We start from the raw sequence: 21,324 nt of genomic DNA, 5'->3' as shown, positions 1-21,324 counted from the left end.
ATTAAAATTAGCACTTTGTTTTTCTTGTTATATTTCAATAATTCTTTAACGTACTACTATAAATATATAGTCACATAATGAAAAAATTTAGTAAATATATATATCCTTAAACACAAAAAATTACATATTAAAAGTATATATGGCATGTTTTTCATCTTAGTTCTTAAAAACTTACTTTTTATGCTTAAATTTGTCGTTTGAATTCTGTTGTTTAATATTTTTGTAAATGCAATTCATAATATATAAAATAGTCTCTATTTCATAAAAATCTGAAAAGGCTTATTGGGGTAGCAAATGATATTCTAAATGAAAAAGATCGCAAATTTATTTCTAAATTGCGATCTCATCTTATAATCCATATTATATTGTTTATTTACGCCTCTTCATTAATTAAATTCTGATCTTGAATTAAATTCGTTAGACTGTTTTTTTCATAGTCATAGCTTATAAACCTTTTGAAGGATTTTATAAAAATAAATGGAACAACTATGGCAATTATTACAACAAAAGAAGCAGACATGATAATCCTTATTGAAATAAAATCAGCCAGAACACCACCAAGAGCCATAGCTATAGGAGTAAGTCCCTCACTAGTCATGCTCATAAATGCCATTACCTTTCCTCTCATTTCCTGAGGCGTTGCAGCTTGTGCTGTAGATATTAAAATAACATTTACAATTGAATTAAAAAATCCACCCAAGACTAAAAATATCATCATAATTGAAAAAAAAGACTGATTTACTGCAATAATAAGACTTGAATTATACACCACAATTGAAATTATAAACATTTTTAGCCTTCTAGCAGGGGGAATAGAAATAGCAGACAAGAATAAGAATCCAATCATTGCTCCTCCCATAACACACGCCATTGCAATTCCATATTTCCCAGCTCCAAGATATGGAGTTTCCTGAAATAACGGTAAGAAAAGAACCATTGAAATATATGAAAAAAAGTTTAGGGCCGCAGCCATAAATAATATGTATCTTAATCCTTTAAGTTTCCACATGAAGGAAAAACCATCTCTCATATCCTTTAAAAAATTCTGCTCACTCTTTCTTTCTACCCTTGGAATACTTATGAAAAATATTGAAATTCCAGAAAAGAAATATGATAGTCCATTAAACAAGAATAGAAATGGAGCACCAACTATCTGAAAAAGAAATCCTCCAGCTACATTTCCTACCATATTTGCCCCAGTATTCACAATTGCCAGCATGGAATTTGCATTTTCCAATCTTGAATTAGGCACAACATCAGGAACGGAAGAATTAACACATGGCCTAAATACCGCTCCACAAATACTTAATATAATTCCTGCCAAAAAAACCTCCCAAACTGATATCTTGTTATTAAAAGCAGCTATTGAGATAATCAGTACACTTGATCCTCTAATCATGTCCATCAATATTAGTAATTTTTTTCTTTTATAACGATCGACCAATACCCCAGCAAATGGCGATACCAAAACTCCAGGTAATGTCGATACAGCCATAAGTGCGCCCATTAATCCAGTAGAACCTGTAACTTCAAGTACCCAGAATCCTAACGCTATACTATATGCTGCATCCCCCAATATAGAAACAAGTTGACTTTGCCATAAAATAAAAAAAACCGGTGTCCAAAGTTTATCTTTACTCTTCTTTAGAAACATGAACTTACTTCTCCTTACTATGTATTTTTACAATGTTAATATCTAAATATCGCATTTAAATATGCTATGTATTTAGTTTTATATTATTAAAGCATATATTTACATAATAAAAAAAAGGAGTAAATATATATTACTCCAAACACAATAAAACTCATATTAAAAGAAAAATATCTTCTGTCTCTCATTTATTACCTATTAAGTATTCTTTTCATTCCCTAAAATGTACTTTTAGTTCCATGAATATTGAATTTTATGCCAATGTATTCTATAAGTGTATTATGTAACTAAAATTAAATAAAGGGGTTATTTAATGATAAAATCGTTATCTATTAAGATATCACAGCACTTAGGTGAAAGAAATTCTTCGTTAACCAAAAAGGATATATTAAAAATTCAATATGTTTTAGAAGTGATTTTTGGAGATTTATCTAAATTACTGATTATATTTTTAATATTCCTTAAATTTCATGAATTAAAGTTATTTTTTCTAATATATATTATTTTACTTACAACACGCTCCTTTCTAGGAGGACTACATTGTAAAACTTTTAATTCATGTTTAATATGGAGTACATTATACTTCGTTACTGTATTATTATTTAGTAACTTAGTTCCATATTTAAAAAATAGCTTTTACATATCTTCATTTGTATTGTTTTTTATTATTGCTTTAGTTTATGCTCCTTGTCCTAATGAAAAACGACCAATGCAAAATGATAAGATATTAAAAACATTATCTTTAATATCTATTAGTTTTTGGGGAATATTATTTTTCAAATCTAATAATATTCAAATATGTAATTGTATATTTATAAGTTTATTTGTACAAATTTCTCAGGTGATTTTTATTAATTTAAAAGGAGTTGTTTTTAATGGAAAGATCTATAAACATTTTTTCAGCCATATTACTTAAATTATTTAGTTTAGTATCAAAATCAAGATGCGGAACTATCTGGGGTGAACCGGATTATCCAGAAGATTTATTAAAGTAGATATCAAAAATTAATTCTTCATTTTCTACATTTAATTTTATGTATCCTTTGTTAGCGTTAACTATTTGCTGTACATTGTACAAACCATAACCTCTTGTACCTTTATCTTTAGTTGAATATCCCCTTGTAAATATCTCATTTAAATTAAGATTATTGCTATTAGCAACTTTATTTTTAATAATTAAATGAGATATATTTTTTTCTTTAAATATTTTCACTTCAATATCCTTATCAACACACTCATCTTTTGTAACTTCATCAAAAGCATTATTTAATAAATTGCTTAACAGATTTGATATATCGTGATACCTTAATGTATCATCTAAAACATCGTTCTCAATTATATATTTAAGATTAACATTAAATTTCTTTGCCTTAACCAGATTATTATATACTATAGATCTTATAATAACATTATCAATATACACTAAATCATTTATATGATTATCATTCATATCTTCATCTTTTATGTAATCAGTAATTGTTTGTTTTATTTTTTCTTCATCTACGACCTCTATTATTCCTTTTATTGTATTTTTGTAATTATTAAAATCATGTTGTCTTTGTTTTATTTCTTGAACTATTTCATTAATAACAGCATTATATTCATTTGAAAGCCTTAGTTCTTCTCTTTCCTTTATTCCTTTAACAATATTAAAGTATATTACTGTTTGAGATATCCCTAATATACTTAATATTAATACTATAAAAAGTAAATTATTAACAACTATACTATCATCATAATTCCACATAGTTTTAATAACACTAGCATATATACTAAAAGTCGAAATAAAATAAATTAATATATTACTATTTATCTTTTTATACGAAATTTTTTTACTTATATTCATTCTTGAATATACTAATATACTTGTTAACATTATCAGTTCTGTAATTATACCTTTAATATTATCATCACTAATAAATTCATTCATAATTGTTAATAGCATTAATTGAAATATCATCATAATAAATGCTGTAAAGAAAAAACCTAATATAGCATCTTTTAAGTCTCTTTCAAAAAAAATCTTTAATGCTAAAATAATTATTATATAAGTAACAATAAAATGAATTCCTAATCTTTCTGTAATAGTCATAAGCACAGATGCAGTCAATGTACTTCCTATAAGTTTTAAAATAATATTATTCTTTTTGGCAAAGATCGCCCATAAATAAATTATGTTAAATGTATCTAAGAAATTTATGACAAAATGTATTAACATATCATTTTCTTTCCTTCTTTAAATTTAGATATTACATCATTTTTAAATTTATAGCCTAGAAGTGCAGTTTTATCATATTTATTAAAATATACCTCACTGAGCTTTACATCTAACTTTTCAATTTTAAATACGCAATTTATATTTATGGCAAAAGCTCTATGACTTTGAATTATATAATCAGAATCAATTAATTTTATTATTTTCTTCAAACTCGTATTATTAGAAACATAAACTCCATTAACGGTATTTATCTCGCAATTTTTTCCAATGACTTCTACAAAAAGAATATCTTTTACTTTTATTCCTACAAATATTCCATTTTTCAATGTTACAATTATTTCTTTTTCTTCTATTTCATCAGAAATATCCTTTTTATTATTTAAATTATCGGTTTCATTAACAATAATCTTTTTTAGCATAGCTTGTACACTATTTTTGTCATATGGCTTCAATATGTAATCATAACAATGTGTTTGTTTAAATGCTTGTGTTATATATTCCATATGAGTTGTTAAAAAAATAATTTGCCTGAACTCGTATTTAAGGATATTTCTAATCTTCATTGCAAGATCTAATCCTGAAGAATCCTTTAATTGAATATCAATCAAAAACATATTAATATCATTTTTTTCAATTATATCTAATGCTGTAATTTCACTGTCAGCTTCATAAATTTTCAAAAACTCATATGTAGATGCAACCATCTTTTTTAGAATATCCCTTTGAATAGGGTCGTCTTCAACTAAAATAATATTATACAAGAAATATCACTCTCCAATTTAATAAGATGACGAACATATATCATTTCAATATTGACATATATTTAAATTATCAATTATAGCTCTGCTTTAGCTTTGTTATCTTTTGAGAATTATTATATTTTCTAACTATATAATACAATATTATCGTGTATTATACAAATTCCTTATATATTCTATTTTTTACATTATTAACTTTTATCAGTTACTTTCATTTAAATTTAACGAATTTAATATCTATTTTGAATATTCTTAAAATAAACATAATGTGCCTTATAAAAAATTACACTTAAGCTTATTTTACTATAAATATATTTTTATAATCAGGTAAACCTCCCCCGGCATTTCCAAATATCATGTGGCAAGTATACTAAAACAAAAATATTTAAATAAAAACCATCCGTTAATGAATTTATATTAATACAAATCCATTAACGGATGGTAATAAATGTTTATTAGAACCCAAGTATAACTTTAGCTGAATTTTATAAATTAATCTGCCTTTATATTTATTGTCAAGTTGGTTTTAATAGCTGGCTGTTCACCTATCTCCAACATATATATTGCACTTATACTTCCACCATTCTCATTAACATTTATATCAAGCTTTTTAGTATGTATATTGACATCAAGTATTCCATAAGGTGTTTTATACATGGATACAGTTGTCACATTACTTTGAAACTCCATCTTAGTTTCTGTAGTTCCTTCTCTAATTAAATCAAAAGACTTTTCTCTAATTATTATGGTAGTTTTCGTTCCTTCCATACCTGAGAGCTGTGTTTCCTCATATTCAACTTTAAAACCATCATCTATCTTATAAAACTCTCCTGGTGTTACGACTCCTATTAAATCCTCTTCATCATTTAAAACAGAACTATCAACCGTAATAATTGCTTTTTTCTTCATGATTCTCCTCCATTTTTTAATTCATTTTATAAATATTTAATATATGTTGTTTTAATTAATATTATATTTTTCAAGTTCTTCTTGAGTTATAGAATTAACCTTCTTTGCTTCATTAAATTTTGTTGCAAACTTACCATACTTAACTTCAACTATTTCCTCATCTTTTCCTTTGCTATATCTAACAGCTAGCCTGCATGCTAAATTTATATCCTCTTCCATAGGGGCGTTTCCATCTGGTATTATTACCATTGCTCCTTTAAATCTAGACGGTAAAAAAACTATATCTTTATTATTTAATAATTGTTTTATTTTTTCACCTTCTTCTGCTGTTCTTGAAACTATTATTTTCACATTATTATTGCTGACAAAATGTCTTCCGTATTTTAATAAATGTATATCTTTTTCAGTAACCTCTTCTTTCTTCTCTAAAATTTCTTTTAATCTAATAGCATAATTAGGTTCAGTTAATTTACATCCTCCTGCTGGTGATGGATAATCTTTTATCCCCCACTTTTCAGCTAAGTACATCTGCATTTTTCTATTTCTTCCTGAAATATCTAATAATTTTTCTCTATCTACTAATCCATCAAGCTCCATCTGTGTTTCCTTTAAATTTTTCGCACATAGAGGTCTTAAAATTTTATCACTAAATCCAGATTGCTTTTTTACTATATCTAATGCTGATCTGTTTTGCGACATTGGTCTCTGATTTAAAACTTCACCTGTAATGATGAAATCAGCATTAAATTTTTCAAGTAATTCTCCACAATATCTCATCATCATAGAATGACAATCTATGCAAGGATTCATGTTTTTACCCCAGCCATGCTTCGGATCTTTAACCATTTCAAAATGTTCTTTAGAAAAATCTATGACCTCTAATTTTATTCCTATTTGCTTTGTCATCTTTATCGCATTTTCTTCATTAAAGAAGTATGATCTAAAGCAAATTCCTATTACTTCTATCCCTTGATCTTTAATTAGTTTTGCAGCTAATATACTATCTAACCCTCCTGAAATCATTGCTAATGCTCTTACCGTATCACTCATCTAATCAAATATCTCCTTAAGTATTTCTAATATTTTAAATTTTATTTGTACGTTATTTTGTTTGTCGTCCTTATTGCTAACTTTACTTTCATCGGTTTCTTGCTCTCCTTGAGCCTCCTCTTCATGCTGACTTGCTTTTATTCTATTCTCTGTTTTGTCATACTCAACCTCAGCCTTTGATTCATCAACAAAACATAATGGAGGAAACATTACACACCACCAATTCTTACCTTGTCCACTTCCTATTATTATTCTAAAAGCTTCATAATTACCTTGTGGCAAAACTATATTTCCATAAGACTTGTCCGGAAAATTTTCTCTAGATAGCTGAACTTGCACTCCATAATTATATTTATTATCTTTAATTACCTCTTCTGCAATTTTTTTAACTTCTCCCATTCTATCTTTTATAATTTGCCTAGACTCATCTAGTGACTTTGAAGAATTCAGATATGGGTATAAATAATCTATAACCTTATCTTTCACTTTTAACTTTAAATTTTGATCTTCATCGCTGTCACTATTCGCTATGACATGAAATCTAATCAATGAATCCTTAACTTCATTATAATCAAGTACTCTTACTTCCTCAGGCTTATTTTCTCCTTGATTTTGATTCAAGTTGTCCTTTAAACTTGTACACCCAGCAAATACTCCCATGCTTGTACATATCAAACCTATAGAAATTATCTTTTTTAACTTAGAATTTTTTTTCATACAACAAACCCCCTTGTAGTTGAAAGTATTACCACTTGGAGGTTTTTTATACATTAGTTAATATTAAATTGTTCTTGTTATAAATACATCCTTATACTTATTCTTCATATTATCATAGCACATTTGTGCCTTTAACATATCATCAAAAAATGCAAAAACCGTAGGTCCGCTGCCACTCATTAAAGTTCCTATAGCACCATTTAATTTAACTTCGTCCTTAATATTCATAATAACCTTATGCTTTCTCAAAGTAACATTTTCTAATAAATTTTTCATGTTCTCTGCCACAAAGTAAATATCATCACTTTTCATTTTTTCTATTAGATTATCTATTTTAGGATGAAATATAACCTTTGACATATCAAAAGCTTTGTAAACTTCCTTAGTTGATACTCCAAAAGGCGGTTTTATTAGAACTAATATCTTATCTTTGAATTTCTTTAATGTAGTGATTTTTTCTCCAATTCCTTCACATAATGCTGTTCCACCTTCTATACAGTATGGAACATCAGCTCCAAGCTTTAATCCTAACATCCTTAATTCATCAGCACTTGCATTTATGTTGAATATTTTATTCATCAGCTTTAGAACACCTGCTGCATCAGTACTTCCTCCCGCTAGCCCAGCTGAAACTGGTATATTTTTAGTTAAATTTATATCAACCCCATCATTAATGGAATAGGTTTCTTTAAACAGTTTTGCTGCTCTATATGCTAAATTCCTTTCATCTGTTGGGACATAATGCTTATTGCATTTTATGTTTATTCCTGAAGAATTTTTCTCAATTTCAATTATATCGTACAAATCTATTGTCTGCATTATCATCCTTAGAAGATGATATCCATCATCTCTTTTCCCTACAATATCTAAGGCAATATTGATTTTCGCATAAGCCTTAATCTCCATTTTCATATATCCTTTCTACTTATTTTAACAATATTCTATCATAGGTAAAAATTCTTGTCTAATTAAGTTGTTTAAAAAGGTTTCTATAAAAATCGTTTAAAGTTCATGCGTGAGTACTTATAACAAATAAAGTATTTATATATTTTTACAATCATACTCCTTTATATTGCTTATAACTTTTATCTTCAAATTCTATATCCTTTATATTTTCTTCTCTTATAAACTCTAAAAGTGGATTTAATTTTTCATAAAACACTACAATTATATCACCTTTTTCACTTACTTCTATAGCATGTTTTAATGCCTCAACTTCATCCAACCGTATTTTTATCTTAGCATCTTTATTATTATTTAATATAGCTGTTTTTAGTAACTCTGCAATTTCTCCACTTCGTCTGCCTCTTTTATCTTTATCTTCTTTTATCACTATTTTGTCGAAATTATTTGCACATATTTCTCCAATTGCATATCCTATATCATTCTTTCTGTCTCCAGGTATTCCAATGACTCCAATTAAGTTATTTTTCCCCTTAATCTTTTTTAATGAAGAGATTACTGCTTTATATCCTTCAATATTGTGAGCATAATCTAAAATAACTGTTCTATCATAACAGTCATACACATTAAATCTTCCTCTATTAAATTTATCATCTAAATTAAAGTCCATAAAACCTTTTGAAATCATACAATAATCAACTTTTAGACCTACTAAACCTGCACAAGCTGCCATTGCATTTTCAATGTTATACTCCAATTTCCCACCATAAGATATTGGTAATTCTTCAACTGAAATTATTTCATACTTTCTATTATTATTGATTACACATATCTTATTATCTTCAACAAATACAGCTATTTTTCCATTTGAAATATTCTCTTTTATTAGTGGGTTTTCTTTAGATTTAGAAAAATAAATCTTCTCAGCTGCAAATCTATTTATTATAGTTTTACTATACTTATCATCAGCATTTACTACCACAAACCCATCACTTTTTACTGCTTCCCCGACTAATGCCTTTACCATACTTAATTCTTCAATAGAATTAATTTCATCTAACCCCAGGTGATCATTAGTTATATTTGTTATTATAGCTACATCTGCTAAGTCATATGCTAATCCTTTCTTTACCAAACCACCTCTAGCAGTTTCTAAAACTGCTATCTCTACATCTCTGTTAGTCAATATTGTCCTTGCACTCTTAAATCCAGAATCATCACCCTTATGAATACATTTATCATTCAAGTATATACCGTCTGTTGATGTCATACCAACATTATTTCCCATTTTTCTTAATACATGGCTTATTAATCTTGTGGTCGTTGTTTTTCCATTAGTTCCCGTTATAGATATTACAGGTATATTCTTAGGCTTTTCATCATATAACATCTTTAGTATTGCCTTACCAACGTTACGAGGCTTACCTTTTGAAGGAAAGTGATGCATTCTTATTCCTGGTGCAGCGTTTATTTCTAATACAACACCATTATTTCTTTCAAGAGGAATACCTATATCTCGTGCACAAATATCCACTCCACATATATCTAACCCTAAAGCTTTAGCTGCATTTATACAGAATTCTATATTTTCTTCACAAATTTCTTCTGTACAATCTATTGCCATACCACCAGTTGAAAGATTTGCATTTTCTCTTAATAATACCTTTTCTCCCTTTTCAGGTATATACTCCAGCTTAAATCCCCTTTTTAATAGGTTACCAATTAACTCTGAATCTATCTTTATTTTTGTTAATGCTTTCTCATGATCTTCTCCTCTTAACGGATTTTCATTAACAATATCAATTAATCTTTTTATGCTATCTTTACCGTTACCTATTACAAGAGGTGCTATTCTTAAAGCTGCTGCTTCCACTTTATAGTTTACTACGCAAACTCTATAATCATTACCCTCAAAGTACTTTTCGATAATAATCTCCTTTTGTTTTTTCTTTAAATCGATATATGAACTTACTAATTGTCTTTGATTTTTTATATTGAGCTTTACTCCCTGACCTTTATTTCCACACTGTGGTTTTAGCACTACTGGATATCCTATTTTTTCTGCTTTCTGCAATAAATCAATTAAATTTAGTACTTTTCCCCCTTCTGCGACAGGAATATTTTGATCCTGAAGTAGTTGTTTGGTTAAAAGCTTATCACAAGAAATATCTACTCCTACACATGCAGTTTTATTTCCTATAGAAGCTTCAATAATCCTGCCTTTTTTACCATATCCTATTTGATATATATTGCTATCTCCAAGCTGCATAACTGGAAGGTTATACTCTTTGGCAGCATCACAAATAGCTTTTGTTGTTGAACCTATTTGCTCATTCTTTAATATATCTTTTATAATATTCATTCTTCCTTTAAAATTTATAGGGTTTTGATTTATTAAAGAATTGATTATATCAACTGCCAAACTAGCTATTTCTATTACTGTGTTTTTATACTCATATTGCACAATAACATAATATATTTCACCTTTAATCTCTCTTGCTTTTCCATAAGCAGCATCTATACCTAAATTGTTTTGTATTGCTATTATAATGTGTTCACAAATATGTGCTAAATAAGTTCCTTCTTTTAATCTTTTAACAAAGCCTCCTTCTTCATCAATTCCACATCTATGAGTTTTTAATTCAGGTATTAAATTAACAAGATTGAAATTAAAATTATTTATCTCATTGCTTGGTATTTCCGAATATCCTTCTAAATCAACATCCAGTCTTATACACTTTTTATGGGAATAAATGTTTTGTCCTTCATATATTCTCTTTTGTATTATCTTCATGATTGTTTTTTTCCTCCTCAAAAGGTGACTTTTTTCTAAGATCGAATTTACTTTTATTCGTCAATATATGCAATTTTACATTGTGCATACTTAAAATATCATCAGAATATAGTTCTGAAACATTAGTATATGTAATTGTGCTGCCATCAATAAAATAAACCGCACCTTCCCCTATAACTTCTATTAAACCTGACTGATTCACTATTATTCCTGTATTTTCATCTATTCCTATTCCTAATACTTCAGGATTTTGCGCGATTCCAGTTAACAATCTCCCTATTCTTCCTCTTTGGGCGAAATGTTGATCAATTATAACATCCTTAATTAAACCTAATCCAGGAGACATTTTTAATGTACATTTTCTTGGTGAATCTTCATCTTTCCCTTGAACTATCATCGTATCGCTCATGACGGATGCTCCAGCAGAAGTTCCTACAATAAATGTTCCTTTATGGCACGCCTCTCTTAACGCATCATAAATTGGAGTTCCACCTATTAAGCTTGTTATTCTTAACTGATCTCCGCCAGTGAAAAATATTAATGATGATTCCTTTATAAGTTCCACATTCATTTCATCATATGCCTCAGTTCGTTCATTAATATCAAGTATCTTAATATTTCTTACTTTTAATTCTCCAAAGACTTCTTTATACTTATTAGCAGCTTCTTTAGGATATTCAGTTGCTATTGTTGCAACAAGGAGCATATCTTTGTCTTTATCTATAGAATCACATACTCTTCTTAAAATTTCTTTTTTCCCTTCTTTATCTTCAGCACCTCCAATGATTATTAAATTTCCACTTAATATAGTTTTCAAATATTATCACCTCATATCATGCATTAAATATTCTTTCCACCAATTTTTATATTTATTCAAAAAATAACCACAGATGTTACTAGTTACAAGTGGGAAATTGTAAGCACCAAATTAAAGCAGAAAATCATCTGATTTTTCTTAAATAAAAAGAGATACCTAAAAAACTAAAAAATGTTTTCTAAGTATCTCTCTAAATATGAATCTTCTATGCTTTTTTAAAAAATTGCTTTTCCTGGAATTATTAATTTCTGTCCTACTTCAATATGTTCTGGATCCTCAATTTTATTTATTTTAATCAACTTATCAATTGTTGTATTATATTTTTTAGCTAAGTTCCAATAATTATCTCCTTCTCCTACAACATAAATTGTTATACTTGCCTTTTTTTCTGGAATCTCTCCCTCTTCTTCAATTATATCAGTAACAAATTCCTTATTCATCTCATACAAAATTTTACCTGATAATACTATAGTAGCTTTTATTGCTATACTATTCCCTTCCAGTGCTGCATCTATGTTTTCTAAATTTCCTTTTGTTATACATTTCATATTTTCATCAGCACCAAAAATATCAATTGCTGATGAGAATGGTATTTCAGCTTTGATACTTGCTAAATATCTTTCATCATCGTTCGTCTTATATAATACATCTGCTTTAATAATTCCTTCTACAACAATTCTATCCTTCACAACCTGTTTATCTGTTAATATTATTGTTCCGCTTGCAAATATAATATGTTCTGGCCTTAAATTATTTTCCTTTAGTTGAATATTGTGTTTAATTGTTGATTCTGAATTATTTACTCCATGAAGGATTCCAACTTCATGCTCATCTTTTTGAAGTCCAAGAGAGCACTTTGTAGAATATGCATCTTTAATTGTATCTATGTTTTCCTTAGAGAATATCTTAATGCCTGCCTTAACTACAAATTCATTATTTATAATTCTGACTTCTCCTAAATCATCTTCCTCTAACATTAAATCATTATTTGATATTTCATAAGATACTGTTGGAATCATATCAGGTGTAATTCCTTCAATTTCTTCTTCCTTTGATAAATAAATATCATCTTCTAAAGGAATTATATCTTTAGAATCATCACCTTTATATAAAATATTCAATTTGCAGTAGCATCCAAGATAAACCTTATCTTCCGCAATTTTTATTTCTCTTTTATGCAATAATAATGAACATCTTAATATCTTGCTTATTTGTGGTTTATCCATTCCAACTCTAATCATGGATTTGCCAACTAGCTCCATATCTTCAGCTGCACTAATTTTATTTATTGTTTCTGTATTCTTTAAAATTTCTACATCATCACTACCTTCAATATCCTTTACAAATTCAAATTCATTACTCTTATAAAGTTCCCATCCAATAGCAATTACCCCTTGAATAGATATTTTTCTTTCATTCATTATAGCCGCTTCAATATGTTCAACATTGCAATCAGCTTCACAAAAAACTTTGTTTTCTCCTTGATTTAAATCAATATTGTTTGTGAAATTTTGATTATAATTAACTGAATTTACAGCAAGTCCATCTTCCTTAGCTAAATATATTACTGTATACTCTACCTTTCCTTCAATTACCATTTTATCTCCAATAAGTTCTTTATTAACAATCATTGGTCTTGCTTCAATAGTTAGTATTTCTTGTACATCCGGATGTGTATCTGGAATCAGATATTCATCTTTTAAAACTGTATTCGTATTATTTTCCCTAAGCAATTGTTCGAATTGCACATTTTCCTTTACAATATCCATGTCTGCCATATTTCCATACCTCCATAAAATTCCTATTATTTATTTATATACGTATTACCATAAGTTTATGATAGATATATTCTTACATTTAATATGGAAATTAGACAAAAGCATTGTAAAATCCATGTAAAAACTTTTTTAAATTTTTTTTATTTTTTTATTGACATATATATTTTTTTGTCGTATTATAGTAATTGGTTATTGACCATATAACCTCTCATAAATTCTCAATACCCTTTTATACCATAGTTGAAAGATGGAAACCCACCATCTTTCTTTTTTATTTTATATAATTTCATAAAATAATAAGAATTTTCGTCTTATTATAGAATTTTATGTTATTCATCATGAATTATTTACAGTCTTTTCTATTAACTTCTACAAAAATACCTAATATAAAAAATTATTGTAGTATATTCTAATTTTCGGTCACTTTTTCATGTTTATATTTTTAAATTGTTCTTATATAAAAAAAACTCCGATTTAATCGAAGTTTATATTCTAGATGGAAATACCAATTGTACAGTCTTTGTTAATACATCTGAATAGCTATAAGTCACGGTCCTTTGGGTGTCATTTTTTAATCTAATAACAAAAATACTTGGGTATACACTTTCAATTATGCCATCATTAACTAAAATCTTTTTTCTTCCACCATTAGCTTTTAGAGTAACTTTCTGCCCTATATGTCTCTCTATATCATTTTTAATGGAAGCGATAGTTTTGACTTTTTCCATAATAAACACCCTCTTTCATATTACATTATATATTAAAAAGCTTTAATTGTCAAGTAAAACAACTATTTTATCATTTATAGTACCACATTGTCAATGTAAACATTTTTCCAATTATATATGTTTTTAAGCTATTTTATTTTATTATCTGTATTTATTTAATTATTATTCCCTTTATCTCTAATTTAATATAAAAATAATATTTCACACTAATTTTGGTCTTATTTCTTCAGATATTTAATCTAAGACTCCTCTCAAGTAAAGCAAATAGATTGATTCAAATACATAATTAATCCTTCTATAGGGAAAATTAGTATTTGATGTTTGTAATTGATAAATGTTTCAAATCATTAAATCTATTTTTATATTGAAGGAGCGGAAATTTTATGAGTGAAAAGACACTAGAAAAATTTGAAGGAAGAGCAAGTTATCATGATTCTGTTGAAGAAATGCTAAAACGAATTAGAGAAGATAAAATGTCTAATGTATTCGACCGATACGCACTACAAGAAAAAATTAGATGCAAATTTTGTCTTGAGGGTTTAAGCTGTCAATTGTGTTCAAATGGTCCATGTAGAATAAGCGAAAAGACTGGGCAGGATAAAGGTGTATGTGGAATAGAAGCAAATGGTATGGCAATGAGAAACTTTCTTTTAAAAAACATAATGGGGGCTGGTACTTACAGTCATCATGCTTATGAGGCCTTTAGAACATTAAAGGCCACTGGTGAGGGAAAAACTCCATTTAAAATTACTGATGTGGATAAACTTAAGTGGATGTGTGAGAAAGTAGGGATAGATACAAGCAAGCAGATTAACGATATGGCAATTGAATTAGCTGTGTTACTTGAGGATCAACAAAGGGTTGATTCAGAAGATAGAAATATAATGGTAGAAGCTTTTGCACCTAAAAAAAGAAAAGAATTATGGAAAAAGCTCGCTATTTATCCAGCAGGAACAGTTCATGAGGAACAAAATTGTGTAGCCAGCTGCCTTACAAATGTAGATGGTAGTCATGTTTCTTTAGCAATGAAAGCTCTTAGACTTGGAATCGCCACAATTTATAATACTCAAATAGGACTTGAAATGGTTCAAGACATACTATTTGGAACTCCTAAACCACATGAAGTTAATATGGACCTTGGAATAATGGACCCTAATTACGTTAACATAGTATTTAACGGTCATCAGCCATGGCCTGGAGTTGCAACTCTATTAAAAGCAAGGACCTCTGAAATTCAAGAAAAAGCAAAAGCTGCTGGGGCAAAAGGACTTAGAATAGTAGGCTCTATTGAAACTGGTCAAGAGCTATTGCAAAGATTTGAGGTTGATGATGTATTTATAGGTCACATGGGTAACTGGCTCACCATTGAACCATTACTCGCTACTGGTACCGTTGATGTTTTTGCAATGGAGGAAAACTGTTCTCCCCCTGCTATAGATATGTATGCTGAAAAATATCAAATAACTTTAGTATCTGTAAGTACCATAATAGATTTGCCAGGTGTTAAGTACAAAATCCCTTATGAGCCTTTTGAAGTTGATAAGATGGCTGACAAATTAATTGAACTTGGAATAGAAAACTTTAAGAAGAGAAAAGAAAGAAACATAGTTCCAATGGTTCCTAAGAAAATACAAAAAGCAATTGCTGGTTTTTCAACTGAAGCTGTACTCGGAACTATTGGAAATAAACTTGATCCATTAGTAGATGTAATAGCCGCTGGCAAAATAAAAGGAGTTGTTGCTCTTGCAAACTGTTCAACCTTAAGAAATGGTCCGCAGGATTGGATGACAATAAATCTTACAAAAGAGCTTATAAAAAGAGATATATTAGTGGTATGCGGCGGCTGTGGAAATCATGCCCTTGAAGTTGCTGGCCTTTGTACGCTTGACGCTGCTAATGAAATAGCTGGTGAGGGATTAAAAGAAGTCTGTAGCCTATTAAAAATTCCTCCAGTACTAAGTTTCGGAACCTGCACTGACACTGGAAGAATATCTATGCTGGTTACCGCCCTCGCAGATCACTTAGATGTCGATGTATCTGATCTTCCAATAGCTGTTACAGCTCCTGAATGGATGGAACAAAAAGCAACTATAGATGGAATTTTTGCATTAGCTTATGGTGCATATACTCACTTATCTCCTACACCTTTTATGACAGGAGCTCCACAGTTAGTAGAACTCTTAACTCAAAAAGCAGAAGATGTAACTGGCGGTAAAATAGCACTAGGCGATGATCCTGTTGAAGTTGCAAAAAATATTGAAGCTCATATAATTGCAAAAAGAAAAAGAATGAATTTAAAATAATTCTCTAAATATAAAGTATAGACTAGATAAATAAGAATGTTCTTTCTTAACCATCTAGTCTTAATTTTTTTATTATACACATTGTAATTAGATTAAAACTTTTAATTTTCTAATTGCTCTATTATACACTTCAAAAAATACAGCGTCCTTAGTTACTAATAATATTATTAGATATAATATTCCACAGATAATTACATCTAGTGTACACGAAACAATCATACTGGATATAGAATGGTTTATCAAAAAAGTTATAGGAATAAATAACAAGGAATAATAAAAATACTTGATATTTTCAAAGGAAAATAAATGTATATCTAATTTTATCTGCTTTTTAACAATTCTATATTCTAATATTATTACTATTATATTTGAAATCATAGTTGCTATAAGAGAATTTTTTCCTGAAAAAGTATTAGTGAGCAGCAATATTCCATTCATTACTAAATTAAATATACCACCTATAAAAAATATCTTTACATCTTCTTTTTCTTTTTTATTTAAGTATATTATTTGATTTGAAACTACTCCTTGAACCCCTACTGTCAGCATATATAATGAAAATACCGACATCAATGAAGCCCATGGAACAAATTCAGGTTTATATATCCACATAACTTGTTTTGATACACAAAATAAGCCAATAGATGCTGGAAATAAAAATAAAAAATAAATCTTAATAATTCTATTAAGCAGCCTACTATAATTATCTTTACTGCCATTTCCTAAATTATTTGAAAGTCGTGGCGTTGTAACTTGGATTATCGTAAGCATTAATGCATTAATTATGATCATTGCTTTTTGTGCTATTCCATAACATGAAAGATCTCCATCTGAACCAAACTTAATAATAAGTGCTCTATCACTATAAGTGTATAGTAGTCCTGTATTAGAGAGCATTGTTACAATCAGCATTGGTCTTAAATATGTTTTTATTTTAAAATTAGAAAAATCAAATTTTATCTTCTTTTTAACATAAAAATAACTCAGCAAGTTATTTACTATATTTATTGCTGCTCCTAAGTATATATAAAATAGTAAATTATCATTATTCCTCATAACCAATATAACTATTACTGAATATATTATCTTAACTATCATTGTCTTAACAGTTATAAATTCATAGTCTTCTAAAGCTTCATTAACCCATTCTACATAAAACAGATTAAAAACTATATTAAGTCCTAAAATTACGCAGGTATAATATGCCGCATTATTTCTATACAATCCAAATAAAAGAACCATATATACCAAAAATACTACTGTAGTTGAAACAGCGGTTATTACGAACAATCCAGTAAAAGTTTGACTAAGCTTCTTTTTATCATCCCTTATCTTACTTATTTCTCTTAATCCATATTGATAGACCCCCAAACTTGCAAAAGCTAGCAATATAGTATTAAAGGTTTCTCCTTGAATAATATATGAGTTTTCTTCAATACTTAATGCTCCAGTTACAATGGGTGTTACTATTATCGGTAGAATTAAATTACACATATTTAATATTGCATTAAATAGAGCATTCTTTGAAATTGACTTAGACATAATTTTCCTCCATTATCCTATTATGGATTATTTTTAATGGTATAATTATATCTTTATTGCCCATTATGGTCAAATTCCCAAATATAACATGGAAAACCAATCTGATTATGAATTCTAAATAAAATTTTCCTATTTATTTTCTACTATTCTCACATCTAACAATCCTGATGCGAAAAAATTATTAACTAAATAAGAAAAATCTAATACAGCTGTAAGTGCAATAAATTCTACAGAAAATGTGGTAATTGAACAAGACTTAGCTGTAAATGAAACTCAAGGAATCTTTACCGATATACTAAAGACAATTGGAACAATGATTAATAAAGTTGAAGAAATTAAATTATCTATTATTGATATAAATAAAAAGAAACAAAGTATCATATTAGAAATTAAAAATATTTCATCGCTTATCCTCTAATTAGGCTTGGGATTTAAGTGAAATATCTCCCAATCCTAATTCAATAAAAAATGTCCGTGATAAGCTCAATGCTGATTTGAAACACTTTGGTGATTACTTACTGGGTATTTAATAATTCAATATTAATAAAATCTCCACTCTTCTAATTCTTTAAACTTTATATTAGGATTTACCTTATATCTTCTTCCTGTATTCGCCTTAGTTTAAGTTCTTGCATATTTTTGTTCAGTATTTTATTATCCTTACTACCTTTGTAAATAACATTTCCAATATTAATTTTCTGCTATTCTATAAACTACAAAAAAGCCATACTTTAATTAAGTACAGCTTTTTAAAACAACACGTAACTTTTCTTAAACTTACTTAATATCTCTTATACTTTGTGCAAATTTTCTTTGTAAAATTATTTTTTTATTATATTTATTTCTCGCACCTTCTTTTAATAATATTTACAACTGCTATAAACAAATATGTTATTCCAGCTAATAATAGATAAACTATTATAGCTGGAATTATGCTGCCCATTTTATACCATTCGTTAATAGGTAATATAATAGATAGTGATAATAACAAAAATCCAAGCGACATATTTTTTATTGATTTAAATGAAATAATAGTTTGAACAATAAACATAATAGGAAATAAAATATAAATACCAATTAAAATCCACTTACTATATGGGAAATTAGAATCTATAAATATAAATAAATATGTCAATACACTTGGCAATACTATCGAAAGTATTTTTTTCATAAATTATGCCACCTTTAATTATTATTTTAATATTAAAATATCTCGGGGAGTTGTATTTCTTATTGGATCAACTGAAAAATTATATATATTGTCAAGATTATTACAATCAAAGACATCAACTAAACCTATTTGATTATTTTTATTGATATCTACACTAAGAGTATATAGTTTGCTTTTATATAAACAAGCACTTAAAACTACTTTATTATTTAGTTTAATGTTTTTTATAATATTCAAATTTTTTCTATCTAATTGCAGTACATTTCCATCTAATGACAAATAGAAAATATATTTCTCATTATGAAGAATCTTTTTAGTATCCATCGTACCATCTTTAATATATTTTTTATATTCGACTTTATTTAAACTACCTTTCTTTATATCATAATATAATAAGAAGTCTACTTTGCTATCTACACCAATAAATAAATTATTATCAACTAATGAAACATCATATATCCTCATGTTTTTCATTAATTTAATCTGCTCTTTAATTTTTGATTCATTTTTATCTATAATAAATAGAAATGTATCTCCTTCTTTATTTTGATCAAATTTATAACCTAATATATAAATATTTTGTTCATCAAAATCACCAGATAGAAGAAGTGAATCTTTTATATCTAGAAATTTCTCTTCAGAATTGGAGTTCATAAATTTAATTCTATTATATTCCAAAGAGACATTATATAAAGTTAATAGTTCATTTCCTTTACATTTTATATAACTTCCACCTAAATCAGTTTCAGACGATTTAACAGTTCCATTTTTATCAGCTTCAAATAATTTATTATCTGACGCTGTTGGTAATAGTACAGTGCCTTTTTTATTACAACTTGTTATTATGTCCCTTGCAGGTATTTGTATATTATTTTTTATATTAAAATTCTCATCTATATATACTATTTCACTATCGTTTTCAATAGAATCTGAATTTATAATACATATATTAGGGGATTCTTTACTACTTAATATTATGAAACTTGTACATAGTATTACAATTATAAATAAGAGGCAATACATTCGTTTATTTTTTAGCATTTTTATCTCCTTGTGTTGATCTTAAATTAAAATAAACTACATTACAGTTTAAAATAAAATTACATCAATAGTTATATTGATATTTTATTATTTAAACTATTATGTAGCTTGGTTCTGAAAAGTTATATATGGGATTGCAAATATTCAAAGTCTACTATTTTTTCAAACAAAAATGCCAAAGCAATTAGTAATTAGTTCTCCAATTAATATCAATTTTATCACTAACTAAATCGGTTGGTAGAACAGCATTTCCACCATCTTTATCTAAATCAATGCCTTGTTCTATATATGCTCTCCAGACTAATTGTGAACAATAAAATTTATCTGTTTTCCATTTATTTAAAAAATTATAATTGTAGCTACTTCCTATTTTACTAGTTGCATAATCTACAGCTTGTCCAGGATCGGCATTCTTTACTGTAGCACATAAAGCTTTAGTATATCTAGTCTTCCAATCATTTGTATATCTACGAACGCCTCCTGACGTCATACTTTCAATTGTAAGATCTGAATTTAAATCAACCATTCCAGCATGTCCAGTAATAGGGCCAGTGCCAAAAACAGTGGCTGGAGTTACAAGTATATCACCAGCGCTTCCAACACTGTTTGGTGCAGCTTCTGAGTCAACACTATTAATGCTATTTATTCCTCTTGATGTTTTAGGAGCTGCTGTAACCTTAAGTTTGTCCCAATTTTTAATTAATTCATCAGAATCATGTTTACTTTTGTCTATAATCTGTTGCATTTCCTTATTAGTCTTATCTGTAACAGTATTTTCTTTTGCAAATACTGTTGTTGACATGCTTACTACGGCTAAAAGTGTGAAAACAGTGTATTTAATAATAAAATTTTTTTTCATTCATTTCCCCCCAATTTGTTTTGTTTTTTATATGCACTTGATTTAGCATTATATTTTCTAGAACACCAATATATTTTACTAAATC

At 27.9% G+C, this 21,324-nt stretch carries 19 protein-coding genes; 4 read left to right on the top strand and 15 right to left on the bottom strand.

From position 1 onward, the window contains the following. Positions 1–373 precede the first annotated feature (373 nt). Complete coding sequence (locus CDLVIII_RS03835; RefSeq protein WP_009168115.1) at positions 374–1,654, bottom strand: MFS transporter; 1,281 nt, start codon at positions 1,652–1,654, stop codon at positions 374–376. Between the two features lie 310 nt (positions 1,655–1,964). Here CDLVIII_RS03835 and CDLVIII_RS03830 point away from each other — a divergent pair, with 310 nt between their 5' ends. Next, positions 1,965–2,567, top strand: coding sequence for an accessory gene regulator B family protein (locus CDLVIII_RS03830; RefSeq protein WP_009168114.1), 603 nt, complete (start codon positions 1,965–1,967; stop codon positions 2,565–2,567). After that, positions 2,527–2,646 carry a hypothetical protein gene (locus CDLVIII_RS30390; protein WP_009168113.1) on the top strand — a complete coding sequence of 40 codons (120 nt, stop codon included), beginning with the start codon at positions 2,527–2,529 and terminating at the stop codon, positions 2,644–2,646. The genes CDLVIII_RS03830 and CDLVIII_RS30390 overlap by 41 nt, the downstream gene beginning before the upstream one ends. On the opposite strand, the gene CDLVIII_RS03825 is transcribed toward CDLVIII_RS30390, so the two are convergent. The 10 genes from CDLVIII_RS03825 to CDLVIII_RS03780 form a co-directional block, all read right to left on the bottom strand. Continuing rightward, the gene (locus tag CDLVIII_RS03825) at positions 2,622–3,869 is read right to left on the bottom strand and encodes a GHKL domain-containing protein (protein ID WP_009168112.1); all 1,248 of its coding nucleotides are present in this window, start codon (positions 3,867–3,869) and stop codon (positions 2,622–2,624) included. The two genes, CDLVIII_RS30390 and CDLVIII_RS03825, sit on opposite strands and share 25 nt — an antisense overlap. After that, positions 3,863–4,630 (bottom strand): LytTR family DNA-binding domain-containing protein, encoded by a 768-nt coding sequence (locus tag CDLVIII_RS03820; protein ID WP_009168111.1) that lies wholly within the window; start codon positions 4,628–4,630, stop codon positions 3,863–3,865. The genes CDLVIII_RS03825 and CDLVIII_RS03820 overlap by 7 nt, the downstream gene beginning before the upstream one ends. A 489-nt stretch (positions 4,631–5,119) precedes the next feature. Then, a complete protein-coding gene (locus CDLVIII_RS03815) occupies positions 5,120–5,536 on the bottom strand; it encodes a DUF1934 domain-containing protein (protein WP_009168110.1) in 417 nt (138 codons plus the stop codon). Between the two features lie 51 nt (positions 5,537–5,587). Further along, on the bottom strand, positions 5,588–6,586 hold the full coding sequence (locus tag CDLVIII_RS03810; RefSeq protein ID WP_009168109.1) for a DUF814 domain-containing protein: 999 nt from the start codon (positions 6,584–6,586) through the stop codon (positions 5,588–5,590). Beyond that, a complete protein-coding gene (gene spoIIR / locus CDLVIII_RS03805; RefSeq protein WP_009168108.1) occupies positions 6,587–7,303 on the bottom strand; it encodes a stage II sporulation protein R in 717 nt (238 codons plus the stop codon). It abuts the gene before it with no gap. 63 nt (positions 7,304–7,366) lie between these two features. Continuing rightward, the gene (ispE, locus tag CDLVIII_RS03800) at positions 7,367–8,209 is read right to left on the bottom strand and encodes a 4-(cytidine 5'-diphospho)-2-C-methyl-D-erythritol kinase (RefSeq protein WP_009168107.1); all 843 of its coding nucleotides are present in this window, start codon (positions 8,207–8,209) and stop codon (positions 7,367–7,369) included. Positions 8,210–8,360: 151 nt separating this feature from the next. Beyond that, positions 8,361–11,000 carry a cyanophycin synthetase gene (gene cphA, locus CDLVIII_RS03795; RefSeq protein ID WP_009168106.1) on the bottom strand — a complete coding sequence of 880 codons (2,640 nt, stop codon included), beginning with the start codon at positions 10,998–11,000 and terminating at the stop codon, positions 8,361–8,363. Continuing rightward, a complete protein-coding gene (locus tag CDLVIII_RS03790; protein WP_009168105.1) occupies positions 10,972–11,817 on the bottom strand; it encodes a cyanophycinase in 846 nt (281 codons plus the stop codon). Before CDLVIII_RS03790 ends, cphA begins: the two co-directional genes overlap by 29 nt. 215 nt (positions 11,818–12,032) lie before the next feature. Beyond that, complete coding sequence (locus tag CDLVIII_RS03785) at positions 12,033–13,595, bottom strand: SPOCS domain-containing protein (RefSeq protein WP_009168104.1); 1,563 nt, start codon at positions 13,593–13,595, stop codon at positions 12,033–12,035. A 485-nt stretch (positions 13,596–14,080) separates the two neighbouring features. After that, positions 14,081–14,323: a Veg family protein gene (locus tag CDLVIII_RS03780; RefSeq protein ID WP_009168103.1), complete on the bottom strand. Its 243-nt coding sequence runs from the start codon at positions 14,321–14,323 to the stop codon at positions 14,081–14,083. A 383-nt stretch (positions 14,324–14,706) separates the two neighbouring features. Here CDLVIII_RS03780 and cooS point away from each other — a divergent pair, with 383 nt between their 5' ends. Further along, entirely contained in the window at positions 14,707–16,626 is a 1,920-nt protein-coding gene (gene cooS / locus CDLVIII_RS03775; RefSeq protein ID WP_009168102.1) for an anaerobic carbon-monoxide dehydrogenase catalytic subunit, read from the top strand. 87 nt (positions 16,627–16,713) lie between these two features. On the opposite strand, the gene CDLVIII_RS03770 is transcribed toward cooS, so the two are convergent. Continuing rightward, positions 16,714–18,168 carry a polysaccharide biosynthesis C-terminal domain-containing protein gene (locus CDLVIII_RS03770; protein WP_009168101.1) on the bottom strand — a complete coding sequence of 485 codons (1,455 nt, stop codon included), beginning with the start codon at positions 18,166–18,168 and terminating at the stop codon, positions 16,714–16,716. A gap of 238 nt (positions 18,169–18,406) precedes the next feature. On the opposite strand from CDLVIII_RS03770, the gene CDLVIII_RS30545 reads away from it, so the two are divergent. After that, on the top strand, positions 18,407–18,586 hold the full coding sequence (locus tag CDLVIII_RS30545) for a hypothetical protein (protein ID WP_144005359.1): 180 nt from the start codon (positions 18,407–18,409) through the stop codon (positions 18,584–18,586). 420 nt (positions 18,587–19,006) lie between these two features. Here CDLVIII_RS30545 and CDLVIII_RS03765 read toward each other — a convergent pair whose 3' ends face one another. From CDLVIII_RS03765 to CDLVIII_RS03755, 3 genes are all read right to left on the bottom strand, one after another. After that, a complete protein-coding gene (locus CDLVIII_RS03765) occupies positions 19,007–19,339 on the bottom strand; it encodes a hypothetical protein (RefSeq protein ID WP_009168100.1) in 333 nt (110 codons plus the stop codon). A gap of 21 nt (positions 19,340–19,360) precedes the next feature. Further along, positions 19,361–20,380, bottom strand: coding sequence for a hypothetical protein (locus tag CDLVIII_RS03760; protein WP_009168099.1), 1,020 nt, complete (start codon positions 20,378–20,380; stop codon positions 19,361–19,363). Positions 20,381–20,564: 184 nt separating this feature from the next. Continuing rightward, entirely contained in the window at positions 20,565–21,239 is a 675-nt protein-coding gene (locus CDLVIII_RS03755; protein WP_009168098.1) for a YiiX/YebB-like N1pC/P60 family cysteine hydrolase, read from the bottom strand. Positions 21,240–21,324 lie beyond the last annotated feature (85 nt).

The organism is Clostridium sp. DL-VIII (genome assembly GCF_000230835.1).
Lineage (GTDB): Bacteria > Bacillota > Clostridia > Clostridiales > Clostridiaceae > Clostridium.
This window is presented reverse-complemented; position numbering and strand designations above follow the sequence as displayed.